General features: G+C 71.1%; 14 protein-coding genes. 11 read left to right on the forward strand and 3 right to left on the reverse strand.

Annotated elements, in window-relative coordinates; translation table 11 throughout:
- Window positions 1-11 precede the first annotated feature (11 nt).
- Window positions 12-887, reverse strand: a complete 876-nt coding sequence (locus EBN03_RS18255; RefSeq protein WP_122189259.1) for an ABC transporter ATP-binding protein — start codon at window positions 885-887, stop codon at window positions 12-14.
- A gap of 141 nt (window positions 888-1,028) precedes the next feature.
- On the opposite strand from EBN03_RS18255, the gene EBN03_RS18260 reads away from it, so the two are divergent.
- Both EBN03_RS18260 and EBN03_RS18265 read left to right on the forward strand, forming a co-directional pair.
- Complete coding sequence (locus tag EBN03_RS18260) at window positions 1,029-2,198, forward strand: sensor histidine kinase (RefSeq protein WP_122189260.1); 1,170 nt, start codon at window positions 1,029-1,031, stop codon at window positions 2,196-2,198.
- 11 nt (window positions 2,199-2,209) lie between these two features.
- Window positions 2,210-2,854 (forward strand): response regulator transcription factor, encoded by a 645-nt coding sequence (locus EBN03_RS18265; RefSeq protein ID WP_325052089.1) that lies wholly within the window; start codon window positions 2,210-2,212, stop codon window positions 2,852-2,854.
- 20 nt (window positions 2,855-2,874) lie between these two features.
- Here EBN03_RS18265 and EBN03_RS18270 read toward each other — a convergent pair whose 3' ends face one another.
- Entirely contained in the window at window positions 2,875-3,408 is a 534-nt protein-coding gene (locus tag EBN03_RS18270; RefSeq protein WP_122189262.1) for a VOC family protein, read from the reverse strand.
- A gap of 319 nt (window positions 3,409-3,727) precedes the next feature.
- On the opposite strand from EBN03_RS18270, the gene EBN03_RS18275 reads away from it, so the two are divergent.
- The 4 genes from EBN03_RS18275 (at window position 3,728) to EBN03_RS18290 (ending at window position 6,100) form a co-directional block, all read left to right on the forward strand.
- Window positions 3,728-4,024 (forward strand): hypothetical protein, encoded by a 297-nt coding sequence (locus EBN03_RS18275; RefSeq protein WP_122189263.1) that lies wholly within the window; start codon window positions 3,728-3,730, stop codon window positions 4,022-4,024.
- A 219-nt stretch (window positions 4,025-4,243) separates the two neighbouring features.
- Entirely contained in the window at window positions 4,244-4,684 is a 441-nt protein-coding gene (locus EBN03_RS18280) for a hypothetical protein (protein WP_147471630.1), read from the forward strand.
- Between the two features lie 182 nt (window positions 4,685-4,866).
- Entirely contained in the window at window positions 4,867-5,184 is a 318-nt protein-coding gene (locus tag EBN03_RS18285; RefSeq protein WP_122189265.1) for an LppU/SCO3897 family protein, read from the forward strand.
- A 40-nt stretch (window positions 5,185-5,224) separates the two neighbouring features.
- Window positions 5,225-6,100, forward strand: a complete 876-nt coding sequence (locus EBN03_RS18290; protein ID WP_122189266.1) for an oxidoreductase — start codon at window positions 5,225-5,227, stop codon at window positions 6,098-6,100.
- A gap of 44 nt (window positions 6,101-6,144) precedes the next feature.
- On the opposite strand, the gene EBN03_RS18295 is transcribed toward EBN03_RS18290, so the two are convergent.
- Window positions 6,145-7,362, reverse strand: a complete 1,218-nt coding sequence (locus tag EBN03_RS18295) for a cytochrome P450 (RefSeq protein ID WP_122189267.1) — start codon at window positions 7,360-7,362, stop codon at window positions 6,145-6,147.
- Between the two features lie 86 nt (window positions 7,363-7,448).
- On the opposite strand from EBN03_RS18295, the gene EBN03_RS18300 reads away from it, so the two are divergent.
- The 5 genes from EBN03_RS18300 (at window position 7,449) to EBN03_RS18320 (ending at window position 14,278) form a co-directional block, all read left to right on the forward strand.
- Window positions 7,449-8,036, forward strand: a complete 588-nt coding sequence (locus EBN03_RS18300) for a TetR/AcrR family transcriptional regulator (protein WP_122189268.1) — start codon at window positions 7,449-7,451, stop codon at window positions 8,034-8,036.
- 469 nt (window positions 8,037-8,505) lie between these two features.
- Entirely contained in the window at window positions 8,506-9,717 is a 1,212-nt protein-coding gene (locus tag EBN03_RS18305; protein ID WP_158675676.1) for an LCP family protein, read from the forward strand.
- Window positions 9,718-9,808: 91 nt separating this feature from the next.
- Complete coding sequence (locus EBN03_RS18310; RefSeq protein ID WP_199742865.1) at window positions 9,809-11,359, forward strand: mucoidy inhibitor MuiA family protein; 1,551 nt, start codon at window positions 9,809-9,811, stop codon at window positions 11,357-11,359.
- A gap of 244 nt (window positions 11,360-11,603) precedes the next feature.
- The gene (locus EBN03_RS18315; RefSeq protein ID WP_122189270.1) at window positions 11,604-12,680 is read left to right on the forward strand and encodes an LLM class flavin-dependent oxidoreductase; all 1,077 of its coding nucleotides are present in this window, start codon (window positions 11,604-11,606) and stop codon (window positions 12,678-12,680) included.
- On the forward strand, window positions 12,677-14,278 hold the full coding sequence (locus tag EBN03_RS18320) for an ABC transporter substrate-binding protein (RefSeq protein ID WP_122189271.1): 1,602 nt from the start codon (window positions 12,677-12,679) through the stop codon (window positions 14,276-14,278). The genes EBN03_RS18315 and EBN03_RS18320 overlap by 4 nt, the downstream gene beginning before the upstream one ends.
- The last annotated feature ends 11 nt before the right edge of the window (window positions 14,279-14,289 follow it).

Below are 14,289 nucleotides of genomic sequence, written 5' to 3' on the forward strand. Positions count from 1 at the left end.
AGGTGGTCCCTTCAGGCGGTGCGGTCGGTGGTCAGGGCGAGGAACAGGTCCTCGAGGTCGGCGGCGGGCCGCAGTTCGGTGATGACGACCCCGCCCGCCGCCGCGAGACCGGCCAACTCGGCGGCGTCGAGGCCGGTCCGCAGGGCCCCGGAGGCGTCGGTGGTCGCACTCGCGCCGTGCCGGGCCAGCAGCCGGGCCAGCGCCTGCTGGTCGGTGGCGCGAACCAGCAGGCCCCCGCCACCCAGCAGCGTCGCGGTGTCGCCGTCGGCGACCACCTGCCCGGACCGGATGATGACCAGATGATCTGCGACAGCCTGGATTTCGCTGAGCAGGTGACTCGACAGCAATACGGTGCCGCCGCGGCGGGCGAAGTCCCGCAGGAAGGTTCGCGTCCACGCGATCCCCTCCGGGTCCAGGCCGTTGGACGGCTCGTCGAGGATCAGCACCGACGGGTCGCCGACCAGCGCCTGGGCCAGGCCGAGCCGCTGCCGCATGCCCAGCGAGTAGGTGCCGACCCGACGGTCGGCGGCCGCGGTCAGCCCGGTCTCGTCGAGCAGCGCGTCGGTCCGGTCGGGCCGGACCCCGATCATGGTCGCCGCGATCCGCAGCGTGTCCCGCCCGGTCCAGCCCGGGTGCAGTGCGGCGGCGTCGAGCATGACGCCGGCGACCCGTGCCGGGTGCGGCAATTCGGTGAACGGCATTCCGCCGACGCGGGTTTCGCCCGCGTCCGGCCGGCTGAGCCCGGTGAGCGTGCGCAGCACCGAGGACTTGCCCGCGCCGTTCGGCCCGAGGAAGCCGGTGACCGTGCCCGGCCGGCAGTGGAACGAGACGTCGTCGACGGCGAGCAGGCGCCGATAGCGTTTGGTGAGGTCGGTGACGGTGATCATGCGCTTCAGCGTGCCGAACGCGACCCGGTCGCCACATCGGCGTGACGTTCATGCCGCGCCGCCGCGACCCCCTACTTTCGTCGCGGTCCGCGCCGCCGACCGGACCTACCGGACCCACGGCGCACTACCTACAGTCCCTGTATGGACAGCAGCCGCAACGAACGGATCGTGGACGCGGGACTGGTCGCGCTCGCGATGCTCGGCGGACTCTACGTCCTGATCGCCCGGCCGGGCGACCTGCGCGGCGACAGCTGGGTGCCCGGCCACGAAAACGTCCGGATCGGTGTCGATCTGGCGCTCGGCGCGCTCGCGGGGGTGCTGGTGTGGCTGCGCCGCCGGTGGCCGACGGCCGTGGCGCTGGGCAGTGCGCCGCTGCTCGCGCTGTCGCTGTCGGCGGGGGTCGCGGCGTTCGTCACCCTGCACGGTGTGGCCGCCCGCCGCCCGGCCGCGGTCGTGTTCTCGGTCGCCGCGGTCCATCAGCTCGCGATCATCGGGTATGTGGCGATCTGGCAGCCGGGCTATCCGATCTGGGCGGTGTGGCTGGTGGTGTTGCTCGAGCAGACCGCGCTGCTGACCGCCGGCATGTCGGCGCGGGCGCGCCGGCTCGACGCGGAGGGGCTGCGGGAACGGCTTGCCGCGGCCGAGACCGAGCGGCGGCTCAGCGCGGAGCGGGCCCGGCTGGCCGAGCGGACGCGGATCGCGCAGGAGATGCACGACGTACTGGCACACCGGATTTCGTTGATCGCGCTGCACGCGGGCGCGCTGGAGGTCCGCACCGATCTGCCCGCCGAGCAGGTGGGTGCGAGCGCCGGGCTGATCCGCGGCGCCGCCCATCAGGCGCTGCAGGAGCTGCGGTCGGTCATCGGCGTGCTCTACGACGGCGGGCCGGCGCCGCACGCTCCGCAGCCGACCCTGGCCGATATCGCCGAGTTGGTCGCGGAGTCCCGGCAGGCCGGGATGGCCGTGGAACTGGAGCTGCGGGTGCCGGCGCTGGAGGAGGTGCCCGCCGGGCTGGGCCGCGACGGTTACCGGATCGTGCGGGAGGCGCTGACCAATGTGCGCAAGCACGCGCCGGGATGCGCTGCGACGGTGGAACTTTCGGGCAGCCCCGGCGCAGGTCTGGCGGTGCGGGTGGCGAATCCGCTGCCGCGGCGGTCCGGGACCGTGCCGGGCTCCGGGACGATGCCGGGCTCCGGGACCGGCCTGGCCGCGCTGACCGAGCGGGTGGAGCTGGCCGGCGGCCGGATCCGGCACGGCGTCCGAGACGGCGGCGAATTCGTGGTCGAGGCCGAATTACGTTGGGAGCGTTGATGGTACGGGTAATGCTGGTGGACGATGATCCGCTGGTCCGCGCGGGGCTGGGCCTGATCCTGGCCTCCTCGCCGGAGCTGGAGGTCGTGGCCGAGGCCGGGGACGGCGCGGCCGCCGTCACCGAGGTGACGGCCCGCCGGCTCGACATCGTGCTGATGGACGTCCGGATGCCCAAGCTGGACGGCATCGCCGCCACCGCCCGGATCTGCGCCCTGCCCGACCCGCCGAAAGTGCTGGTGCTGACCACTTTTCACCTGGACGAGTACGTCTTCGGCGCGCTGCGGGCCGGGGCCAGCGGCTTCCTGCTCAAGGACACGCCACCGGGCGAGATCGTGAAGGCGGTCCAGTTGGTCGCCGCCGGTGGCGCGATGCTGTCGCCCGCCGTCACCCGCACGCTCATCGACCACTTCGGCGCCGACCCGGCGGCCGGCCGGCGCGACCGGGCCCGGGCGGCCCTGCACGCCTTGAGCACCCGGGAGTACGAGGTGGCTCGTGAAGTGGCCGAAGGATATTCGAACGCCGAGATCGCGGCACTGCTGCACATGAGCGAGGCGACCGTGAAGGCGCACGTCTCCCGGGTGCTCACGAAACTGAACGCCGCCAACCGCGTCCAGATCGCCATCCTGTTCCGCGAGGCGGATCACCCGCGCGGGTGACCGCACCCGGTGGCCGCCGCTCAGTCGCGTCCGGCGAACACCCGCGCCCACACCTCGTGGTCGGTGCGCGGCCCGCCGGGCGTGTCCGCGCCGTATTTCGCGATGAGGCCCGGCAGGTCCAGTGGAATGCTCGGCGCGGTCATGGCGGCCAGTTCGGCTTCCACCGCCGCGTCCGGCACCAGCCAGCACACCTCGAATTCGATGCCGTCCGGGTCGGCGGCGTAGAGGGCCTTGGTCGAGGCGTGGTCGGAGGCCCCGGTCAGCGCGCCCGCCGCGATCAGGGCATCGCGCACCCGCTGCAACTCGGCCAGGGTGTCCACCTCCCAGGCGAGGTGGTAGAGGCCGACCCGGCCGGTCCGGTGCGCGACCGCGGGATCGGGCGACTGGAACAGGCCCAGGTCATGGTCGTTCGCCGACCCGGCCGCCTGCAGGAACGCCCCACCGGGGAAGCCTCCCGGCAGTCGCCGGAAACCGAGTACCGCACTGTAGAACGCGACCGAGCGCTCCAGATCGGACACGAACAGGACAGCGTGGTTGAGACGCTGGATCGGCATGGGGCGACTCCGTTTCGCCGGGCGGGTGAAGGTTTCAGCCGACCATGCGGCGGTACCACTGCACAAGTCACGGTTCCCGCGCACCGGGCGGCCGGGCGGGATTCGTCGCGTTCGTAGGTGTGATCGCCGCGGTTGCGGGTAACCAGGACGGGACGAGGGTGGTGCGGTCGGCCACCGGCGACTGTCGGGGCCTTCCAGCCCGCGGCCTACTCGTCGGATCGGTTCGGCATCGAAGGCGAACCGGCAACCTGGGGCGGAGCCCCGAATCTCGGCGCGTCCCGATTTCTCCGTGCACCACGTCGATGGAAGGACCAGACAGATGTTGAAGCTCACGAATACCGCCGTCGAAGCCGTCCGAACGATCACCGCCAGGGAGGACACCCCGCCCGATGCCGGGCTGCGGATCTACACGGTCGACGGCTCCGGCACCTTGCAACTGGCCGTGGCGGCCGAGCCGGCCGACCAGGACCAGGTCGTGCTGACCGACGGTTCCCGGGTGTTCCTGGACGAACAGGCCGCCGCCCTGCTGGACGACAAGGTCCTGGACACGGCCCTGGACGCGAACGGCCGCGGCACCTTCTTCCTCGCCGACCAGGACCGCCTGGCCGGTGACTGAATTCCGCTAGTTTCCGGCAGGGATCGGTGACGCACCTCGGATCGGCCGTCGGCCGATCCGAGGTCTTCGCCGCTCCGGGGCCAGGGCGGACAATTACGTCGGCGAGACATCGGGCAGGTGAACATCACGGATCGGTTTCGGATCGGTATCGGCGGGTAGCCGACAGGGGTGGCGGCAATTACTTCGGTGCCGCGACCCGATCCGAAGGACGCGATACCCATGCCATATTCCCGCCGAAGAACAGGCGTGCCGGCCGTCCGGCTGGCATGTGTCGCGGCCGGCACGATGCTGGCCGTCGCGGTCGCCGAATCGACCGGTACCGAACCGGCGATCCGGCCCGCAGCACAGACCGCGGTGCTACCGGAGGTGACTCCCGTTGCGGCGCAACGATTGTGCTCCACGCTCGAGTCGTACCTCACCAAATGGCTGGCGGAGGACACGCGCTCGGCCATGTCGTCGGTGGAAACCGTGGTCGAGGAGTGGGCGCTGGCCGACCTCGGCGCCAACGGCGCTGTGCTGCGCGATCTCTCGGTGATCGACACCGCCACCACCCGAGCGTGCCCGCACGTGCACGCCGCCGCGGTGACCGCGCTGCGCCTGCCGAATCTGGCGTCGGCGATCCAGCGGATCCCGCCCGCGGCCCGGCCGGACCGGCCGTAGCCCGGCCCCGCCCGAACCATGCGCTGACGGGCCGAAACCCGACCCCGTTCGACATCGTGGCTGGTCGGGCCGATAATCGAGGGAGTTTCGGCCACCGTTGCGCCGCAGCAGCCGCAACGGAATGCGCCACAGACGCGCGCCGGCCGACCGGAATCCACACCGCCCGCGGGAAGGAAGTTCCGATGAAGTCGAGATCGATCCGGGCCGGCACGATCGTGACCGGGGCCGTGGCGGCCGCGCTGTTCGGGATGCCCGCGGCCCACGCCGACGGCGGCGCGGCCGACGATGCCGAGGTCGGCACCTGCTTGCACGCCGAGGGACTGCCCGGACCGGGCCGCACCGGGCGGATGACCGTGTACCCCGCTACCTGCGGCGACCCGGCCGCGAACATGGTCATCACCGCCGTGGTCGGGTCCAAGACGGAGTGCCCGGTCGGCTCGGCCGACCTGGGCTGGATGCAGGACTCGACCGGGCGTGTCCTGTGCTACCGGCTGACCTGATGCGCGCGCGAGCCCGGCACCGACCGCTAGGGTCGTCGCTATGACCGAATGGAGATCGAGCGGCCTGCCGTCCTTCACCGGACGCACCGTTGTCGTCACCGGCGCGAACAGCGGGCTGGGTGAGGTCACCGCCCGCGAACTGGCGCGGGTCGGCGCCGATGTGATTCTGGCGGTACGGGATACCGCCAAGGGCGACGCCGCTCGCGCGCGCATGAGCGGCTCGGTCGAGGTGCGCGAACTCGATCTGGCGTCCCTGGCGTCGGTGCGAGCGTTCGCCACCGGACTCGACCGGGTCGACGTGCTGATCAACAACGCCGGAATCATGGCCACGCCCTACCGCGAGACCACCGACGGCTTCGAGAGCCAGATCGGCGTCAACCACCTCGGGCATTTCGCGCTCACCAACCTGCTCCTGCCTAAGCTCACCGACCGGGTCGTCACGGTGTCCTCGGCCATGCATCGGCTGGGCCGGATCGATCTCGGCGATCTGAACTGGAAGTCGCGCAGGTACTCGCCGTGGCGGGCGTACGGCCAGTCGAAGCTGGCCAACCTGCTGTTCACCGCGGAGTTGCAACGCCGTCTCTCGCAGGTGAATTCACCACTGCTCGCGCTCGCCGCCCACCCCGGATACTCGGCGACCAACCTGCAGGGCCACACCGGCCGCTCGATCGAGGACCGGCTCGCCGGCCTGGCCAATTTGGTCCTCGCGACGCCGCCCGAGTTCGGTGCCCGCCAGACCCTGTACGCGGCGTCGCAGGACCTGCCCGGCAATACCTTCGTCGGGCCGCGGTTCGGCACCCGCGGACCCACCGGCTCGGTCGGCCGCAGCCGGGCCGCGCGCGACACGAAAACCGCCGCGGCTCTGTGGGAGCTGTCCGAGCAGCTGACCGGAGTCGGCTTCCCGCACCTGCCCTGATCGGCTCGGCTCCGCGGTCGCAGCGCGGGGCCGAGCCGTCGCGCTCACAGCATGAACGGCACCGTGGTGGGGCGGCGCACGTAGTAGCCCGGTGCGTAACGCACCGCGTCGATGTCGACGTCGAAATCCGGGCAGCGGGACAGGAGTTCGGTGAGGGCGACGCGCGCCTGCAGGCGCGCGGCCGCCGCCCCGAGGCAGTGGTGCGCGCCGTGGGCGAAGGTGAGGATCTGCTTGGGGTCGCGCAGCACGTTCAATTCGTCTGCGTCGGGCCCGAATTCGCGGTCGTCCCGGTTGGCCGAACCGTAGAGCAGCAGGGTCTTGCGACCGGCCGGGATGACGGTGCCGTCCAGGTCCACATCGCGAGTCGTGGTGCGGCACAAGCCCTGTACGGGCGAGGTCAGCCGGGCGAACTCCTCCACCGCGGCGGGAATGCGGGACGGGTCCGCGGTGAGCAGGGCGCGCTGCTCCGGCTGCCGGGCGAGCATCTGGATCGCCCCGCCCAGCAGGCCGGTGGTGGTGTCGTTGCCGCCGGCGACCATGGTGAAGGCGAAACCCAGGATCTCGATGATGCCGGCGTAATCGTCTGCGGCGACGCCGGTTCCGGCCGCGAGCAGGTGCGAGATGGTGTCGTCGGCGGGCTCGCGGCGGCGCCGGTCGATCAGCTCGGTGAAGTAGACCATCATCTCGGCGATCGCCTGCTGCGCGTGCAGCGGGTTGCCGTTGGCACTGGCCTCCACGACCAGGTCGGTCCAGACGTCGAAGCGGTCCCGGTCGCTCTCGGGCACACCCAGGTAGTGGGCGACGACCATGGTCGGCAGCGGCTTGAACAGCTGGGTGACGATGTCACCGCCGCCCTCGGCGCGCAGCCGCTCGATCCGCTCGACGACGAACCGCCGGACCTCCGGCTCGACGTCGGCCACCTGACGCGGGGTGAACCCGCGCGAGACCGAGCGGCGGAACGCGGTGTGCTGTGGCGGATCCTGCATGACCATCGGCGGGTTGTCGGCCAGGCCGGCGGCCTCGAGCTCGTCGTAGCGGATGGTGAGGCCGTTGGCCGAGGAGAACGTCTCGTGATCGCGGACCGCGTCGTAGACGTGGGTGTACCGGGACAGCACCCAGTAGTCCTCCGCCGGGTCGTCGTGGCGTACCCGGTGCACCGGATCGTGGTCGCGGAGCGCGCGGTACATGGGCCACGGCGCGCGCCAGGACTCCTCGGTGCAGGGGACGAAGGCCGGCGGGACGACTGACATTGTCGAGCTCATATCCAGACAGTGAGACATTTGGGTGTAAATGTCAATGGCACGAGAACTCATCTAGACTTGTCTCGCCGAACGATGGGAGGACGACGATGAGCCACGACCGCTGGCTCGGCACGGCATACAGCGACCTCGCCGCACAGCGCATCCTGGATGTCGCCGCGGCCCTGTTCGCCGAACGCGGGGTCGCCGCGGTCGGCATGGCCGAGGTGGCCCGGGCCGCCGGGTGCTCGCGCGCCACCCTGTACCGGCACTTCGCCGACCGCAACCAGTTGCGCCTGGCCTACGTCCAGCGCGAAGCCCTGCGGGTGGGGACCCAGGTCGCCGCCGAGGTCGGCGCGCTCACCGACCCGAGCGAACGCCTCGTCGCCGGCATCCAGTCCGCGCTGCGCCGGGTCCGCGCCGACGCCACCATGTCGGCCTGGCTCACCCCCGACGGCGGCGGCATCGCGGCCGCCGTCGCCGACCGCTCCCCCGTGGTCGCGCATCTCGTCGCAGCCTTCCTCGGCGACCCCGACGACCCCGAGACCACTTGGCGCGCAGGCTGGCTCGTGCGCTGCGTGCTGTCGCTACTGATCACGCCCGCCGAGACCGAGGAGCAGGAACACCGGCTCCTGGAACAGTTCGTCGCGCCGGTCATCGTCGCGCCGGTGCCCGCGGCGAAAGGGCTGGGGCACTAGCGAATCGGCGGGCAGCGTCCGATCGCCTCCCCGGCCTGTCCCGTCGTGAGTCCTCGACCGGCAGCTGTCGCGCCGGTGCGGCGCTACGGACTTCGAGCACCCGGCGCACTCCCGTCCCGAATGTCGCCTATACGTCGCACCGCTCGCCGAACGGCGAGTTGTCCTGCCGCACTGCGCGGGTAAGGTCGGCGACACTGTCCCGACTTCGCCTGCGAATCCGGTCGCTGGGTATTTTCGATCCGCCGGAGCCGGAACGTCTTGTGGCTGACCGACGATATTCGGGCGAGCATCGAGCACAGCTGGAGGATTCATGCAGGGCGACGGGCCGAGACCGGCCGGGAACGGACGCCGGCCGGGCGGTTCGCAGCCGCGGTGGACAGGCGCGCCGCAGGACCGAAGGTCCCCCGGACCGCAGGGGCAGCGGCCGCCGCTCCGGCGATCCCAGATCCAGCCGGGCCCGGGTTACGGTGTGCCACACCGAGAACCGGACCTCGCACCGGCGCGGCGGCCGCGCCGCTGGTGGCGGATCACCCGGCTCGTCCTGCTGGTCCTGGTCGTGGCACTGGTCGCGCTGTTCGGGTACTCGGCCCAGCGCTTCGCCGACATGTCCGGCACCATGGCGTCCTCGCACGCGCTCGACGGAGCGCCGAGTTCGGCCGGCGGCACGAACATTCTGCTGATGGGCCTCGACACCCGCAAGGACCAGGACGGGCAGCAGCTGCCGGCCGACATCCTCGACCAACTGCACGCCGGCGACGGGCAGGAGGGTGGCTACAACACCAATACCCTGATCCTGATTCACCTTCCGGCCGTCGGCGGGAAGGCGCAGGCCTTCTCCATCCCCCGTGACGACGCCGTCCAGGTGCACGGATACGGCATGCTGAAGATCAAGGAGGCGTACGGAAACGCCAAGGCCACCGCCGAATCCGCCGCGGTACAGCAGGGCATCACCGACAAGCACCAGCTCGAGACCATCGGCCGCGAAGCCGGGCGCAAACTCGAACTGCAGACCGTCAGCGAGCTGACCGGGGTGGCGATCGACCACTTCGCCGAGGTCAGTCTCGCCGGGTTCTACGACCTGGCCGCCGCTCTGGGCGGCGTGAAGGTGTGCTTGAACAATCCGGTCGACGACTCCGACTACTCCGGGGCGGTGTTCCCGGCGGGCGTGCAGACCCTCGACGGCGCGCAGTCGCTGGCCTTCGTCCGCCAGCGACACGGCCTGCCCAACGGCGACCTGGACCGCACCCACCGCCAGCAGGCGTTCCTGTCGTCGGCGTCGCATTCCATCCGCAGTCTCGGCACTCTCGGCAACCCGGCCAAGACCGGCGACATCATGGCCGCGGCCAAACGCGACATCGTCATCGACAGCCGGTGGAACGCCCTGTCGATGGCCATGCAGTTGCGCTCGCTCACCGGCGGCAACACGGTCTTCCAGACTCTGCCGATCGAGGGCTTCTACACCGTGAACGGCGAGAGCGCCAACCGCATCGACCCCGACGCGATCAAGGCCATCGTCAAGGCCACCTTCGCCGGCACCGCGACCGACGGCGGAACCGGCACGCCCACCGGCACTTCCGCGGGCAGCATCTCCGACGCGGGCACCGGCGGCGCGCCGGGCGACGGGCCCAGTGGCCCACCGGTGCAGGCGGATTCGAACGACGGAGTGCCCTGTGTGAACTGAGCGAGACGGCCGGGTCCGGCGGATCGACGCCCGACCGGGCCACGACACCGGCTAACAGCCGGTTGTCCTGGGCCCCAGGTACTCTCGCGGCGTGACAACTGTGGAAGCGCCGATCGTGGCCGTGACCGTGTTCCCGGATGGGGCGCGGGTGACCCGGCGGGTGACGGTGACACCGGCGCCCGGCGATCAGCGGGTGGCGATCGGCGGGCTGCCGCTGGAGCTGGACCGGGACTCGGTACGGGTCGACGTGCGCGGGGCGACGCAGGTGCTGTGGGTGGAGGTGGCCGCGGAACGGCATTCGCAGTCACCCGATCCCGCCGTCCGAGATCTGCAGCGAGCCGCCGAGGAGACCCGGCAGCTCCTGGCGGAACTGGCCGACCGCACGGCCGTCGCCGACACCCGCGCGGACCTGCTGACCGGCGTGAACCGGCGAGCCGCGAGCGCGTTCGCGAAAGCGCTAACCGCCGGCGAGATCGAACCCGATCGTATTGCGGCACTGAGTGATTCGCTGTCGGAGCAGTTGACCACCGTCCTGGCCGGCAAGCGCGAGCTGCGCACCCGGACGCAGGAGGGTGACGAACGGTTGCGCGCGCTGGAACGCGAACTCGCCGAGCGGCGCGCACAGCGCGAACCGGACCGGCAGGTCGTGCTCGTCGGCCTCGACGGCGACACCGACGGCGATATCGAGCTCGAACTGTCCTACGTCGTGGACAACGCCCAGTGGACGTCGAGCTACGACCTGCGCCTCACCGGCGACCGGCTCACCCTCACCTGGCACGCCGAGATCACCCAGAGCACCGGCGAGGACTGGCCGGACTGCGCACTGGCGCTGTCCACCGCCCGTCCCGCCCGCACCGCGCGGCTGCCCGAGACGACACCGTGGTTCCTGGACCGGGTCCGCCCGCCGATGCCGGTGGCGCCGGCCGCCTTCGGCGCCCCGGCCGGTGCCCCGATGCCATCGGGTGTTCCCGACGGTGTCCGCGCCCGCTCGGCACGCGCCTACACCCCCGCCGTGGAACACGGCGATACCGCGACCACCTACCGGCCCGCGCACACCGTGGCCGTCCCCACGGACGGCACCGCCCACCGCACCACGGTCGCCGTGGTCGACCTGGCGACGGTCCTGGACCACATCACGTTCCCGGCGCAGGGCACCGAGGCGTTCCTGCGCGCGACCGCCACCAACACCTCCGAGCACACCCTGCGCCCGGGCCGCGCGTCGGTCTTCCACGATTCCGAGTTCGTCGGGACCACCTCCCTCGACACCTGGGCGCCGGGTGAGGAGGTGGAACTGAATCTCGGTGTCGACGACCGGATCCGGGTGGACCGCGAGCTGGTCCGCCGCACCGCCGGCAAGGCCGTCATCGGCACGTCGCGCCGCCGCGAGGTCCGCTACCGGATCACCGTCGGCAACCACGGCCGCCGGCCTACGACCGTCACTGTCCTGGAACGCATTCCGGTCTCCCGCGACGAGGACATCGTCGTCAAGGACGTCACCTGCCAGCCCACCCCACAGGACCGTACCGACCTCGGTGAGCTGACCTGGCGGATCCCGCTCGCCGAGGGCGCGGCCACCGACGTCACGGTGGGCTTCCGCGTCGACACCGCCCGCGGCGTCGAGATCGCCGGCTGGCGGGACTGAGAGCCGTCGGGCGTCCGGCGAGCCACTCGCAGACAGCTGCCGCCGGGGTGGGCGGTGGTGGCCGCCGGGAATGCGGCTGCGCCATTTGGATTCAGGCTGATCGTGACCCGCGACGTCGGGGCGCCGGGACCGTAGCGTCGACGACACCATCCAGAGCGGTTCGGAGACCTGGCTCGTAGACCGCAGCAACCCCCCGATGTCGGGCAGGGTGCTTCCGCCAGGACCGATGGAGGCGCGAAACCCGATGAAGCTGTTGCTGTTCAGTCTGATCACCCATCTGCCGGATCCGGTGACCGGGGCCACCGAGACGGCCGCGCAGCGGCTGGGGCGAGTGGTCGACAGTGCGCGGCTGGCCGAGGAACTGGGCTACGACGGCTTCGCTGTCGGTGAGCGGCACGAGGACCCGTTCATCTCGGCGGCACCGCCGGTGGTGCTCAGCCATATCGCGGCGGTCACCTCCCGGATCGCCCTGTTCACCGGGGTGACGACGCTGAGCCTGCTCGATCCGGTGCGGGCGTTCGAGGACTACTCGACGCTGGACAACCTGTCCGCCGGGCGGCTCGAACTGATCATCGGCAAGGGCAACGGGACCGCACAGGCCGAGCTGTTCGATGTCACCGCCGCGGATCAGTGGGCGCGGTTGCGCTCCGGCTACGAGCTGTTGCGGCAACTGTGGGAGAGCGAGAGCGTCACCTGGTCCGGCGACTTCCGGCCGCCGCTGCGCGCGGCGAAGGCGCTCCCCCGGCCGCTGCAACCCCGCCTGCGCATCTGGCACGGCAGCGCCACCAGCCGGGAATCGGTGGAATACGCCGCGCGCCACGGTGATCCGATCTTCTCCGCGAACGTGACCAATCCGGTCGAGCCGTACGCCGAACTCGTCGCGCACTACCGCGAGCAGTGGGCCGCGCACGGCCGCGACCCGGCCGACGCGCTGGTCGGCGCCGGCACCGCGGGACTGTACGTCACGAAGAACTCCCAGGACGCCGTCGAGGCGTACCGCCCGCTGTTCGCGGCCCGGCAGGCCGCCATGGTCCGCGCGCAACGCTCGGACATCATCTTTCCCACCCTCGAGGACTTCGTCGAGCGTAGCTCCGCGCTGATCGGCAGCCCGCAGCAGATCCTGGACAAGCTCGGCCGCTACCACGAGGCGCTCGGGCACGAGGTGATCACGTTGCCGGCGGATCGCGACGGTTTCACCGCCGCGCAGCATCGCGACAGTCTCGAACTCTTCCAAGCCGAGGTCGCGCCGGAGCTACGCCGCCGCGTCCCGAGCCGGCCGATCGGCGCCGAGCGCGCCACATCCGAAGGAATCCACGCATGAAACGAGCTCTGGCACTGGCCGCTGTGGCCGCCCTCACCACGGCCCTCGCGGCCTGTGGCGGCAACACCGGCGAGACCACCGGTGGCACACCGCATCCCGGCGGCACCCTGCGCTACGGGCTGTCCCAGGCCCCGACCTGCCCGGATCCGGCGCAGGCCGGTACCAACCAGACCATCTATGTGGACCGGCAGGTCGTGGATTCGCTGACCGACCAGGACCCGGCGAGCGGCCAACCGAAGCCGTGGCTGGCCGACAGCTGGCAGATCGGCACGGACGCACGCAGTTTCACCTTTCACCTGCGCGACGGTGTCACCTTCGGCGACGGCACGCCGCTGACCGCGGACAGCGTGGGCCGGACCTTCGACTCGATCGTGCGGCTCGGCGGCGCCAAGGCACCGCTCGGCGCGAGCTACCTGGCCGGTTACACGGGATCGACGGTGATCGATCCGCACACCGTGCGCGTCGACTTCGACCGGCCGAACAGCCAATTCCTGCAGGCCACCTCGACCCCGCAACTCGGTATCCTCGCGGACGCGACCACTTCGAAATCGGCCGAGGACCGCTGCGCGGCCGGCGCGGTCGTCGGCAGCGGTCCGTTCACCTTCGCCGACTGGAAGCAGGGCGCCTCGGCGACCCTGGCCAAGCGGGCCGGATATGCCTGGGGCTCCGCGGTTTTCGCTACCACCGGCGAGCCCTATCTCGATCGGATCCAGTTCACGGTGATCCCCGAGTCGGGCGTGCGGGTCGGCAGCGTGTCGTCGGGGCAGCTCGACGCCGCCAGTGACGTCCTGCCCCAGGACGCGGCCCAGGTCGAGAGCGCGGGCGGCCGCGTCCTGAACTTCACGAATCCGGGCATCCCGTTCGGGTTGCAGCCCAACGTGACTCGGGGCCCGCTGCGGGATCCGCAGGTGCGCAAGGCACTGCAGACCGCGATCGACCGCAAGGAACTCGTCGACACCGTGCTCGGCCCGCAGTTCAAGACGGCCACCAGCGCGCTGGCGTCCCGCACCCCCGGCTACGTCGATCACGCGGCGGACCTGACCTTCGACCGGGCGCGCACAACGCAGACCCTGGACGCGGCCGGATGGGCACCCGGGCCTGACGGGATCCGTGTGAAAGACGGTCAGCGGCTGAGCTTCTCGGTGCTGTACGCCTCGGTCTTCGCCGGCAATCAGGCCATCCTCGAACTGGTGCAGCAGCAGCTGAAGAAGTCCGGCATCGAGCTGCGCCTGGATCAGCAGGCGGCCGCCGAGTACACCGCGCGGCAGAACCGCAAGGACTACGACGCCCTCTACTACAACACCACCCGCGCCGACGGCGACATCCTGCGCACCACATTCGGTCTCGACCAGCAGAACTTCAACGCCCGCGGGCCGATCCCCGATCTCGACCAGGTGCTCGGCGCCGAGCTCGCCACCACCGATGCGGCGCAGCGTGCCGGATTGATCGCTCGCGCACAGCAATCGGTACTCGACAACGGGCTGTGGATTCCGACGATCGAACTGTCGCAGGCCATCGGCACCGCCGGTTCCGTCGCGGATCTGAAGTTCGAGGCCTCGGGGCGGCTGCAGTTCCACGACGCCTGGCTACGGCAGTAGGAGGCGGAATC

The sequence above is a fragment of the Nocardia stercoris genome, from assembly GCF_003696265.1.
In the GTDB taxonomy this organism is placed as follows: domain Bacteria; phylum Actinomycetota; class Actinomycetes; order Mycobacteriales; family Mycobacteriaceae; genus Nocardia; species Nocardia stercoris.

What these genes read in the sequence shown, in the direction of transcription:
- EBN03_RS18255 (WP_122189259.1), bottom strand. Translation starts at nt 887, where the DNA reads ATGATCACCGTCACCGACCTCACCAAACGCTATCGGCGCCTGCTCGCC.
- EBN03_RS18315 (WP_122189270.1), top strand. Translation starts at nt 11,604, where the DNA reads ATGAAGCTGTTGCTGTTCAGTCTGATCACCCATCTGCCGGATCCGGTG.
- EBN03_RS18270 (WP_122189262.1), bottom strand. Translation starts at nt 3,408, where the DNA reads ATGCCGATCCAGCGTCTCAACCACGCTGTCCTGTTCGTGTCCGATCTG.
- EBN03_RS18265 (WP_325052089.1), top strand. Translation starts at nt 2,210, where the DNA reads ATGCTGGTGGACGATGATCCGCTGGTCCGCGCGGGGCTGGGCCTGATC.
- EBN03_RS18295 (WP_122189267.1), bottom strand. Translation starts at nt 7,362, where the DNA reads ATGAGCTCGACAATGTCAGTCGTCCCGCCGGCCTTCGTCCCCTGCACC.
- EBN03_RS18300 (WP_122189268.1), top strand. Translation starts at nt 7,449, where the DNA reads ATGAGCCACGACCGCTGGCTCGGCACGGCATACAGCGACCTCGCCGCA.
- EBN03_RS18280 (WP_147471630.1), top strand. Translation starts at nt 4,244, where the DNA reads ATGCCATATTCCCGCCGAAGAACAGGCGTGCCGGCCGTCCGGCTGGCA.
- EBN03_RS18275 (WP_122189263.1), top strand. Translation starts at nt 3,728, where the DNA reads ATGTTGAAGCTCACGAATACCGCCGTCGAAGCCGTCCGAACGATCACC.
- EBN03_RS18285 (WP_122189265.1), top strand. Translation starts at nt 4,867, where the DNA reads ATGAAGTCGAGATCGATCCGGGCCGGCACGATCGTGACCGGGGCCGTG.
- EBN03_RS18320 (WP_122189271.1), top strand. Translation starts at nt 12,677, where the DNA reads ATGAAACGAGCTCTGGCACTGGCCGCTGTGGCCGCCCTCACCACGGCC.
- EBN03_RS18260 (WP_122189260.1), top strand. Translation starts at nt 1,029, where the DNA reads ATGGACAGCAGCCGCAACGAACGGATCGTGGACGCGGGACTGGTCGCG.
- EBN03_RS18290 (WP_122189266.1), top strand. Translation starts at nt 5,225, where the DNA reads ATGACCGAATGGAGATCGAGCGGCCTGCCGTCCTTCACCGGACGCACC.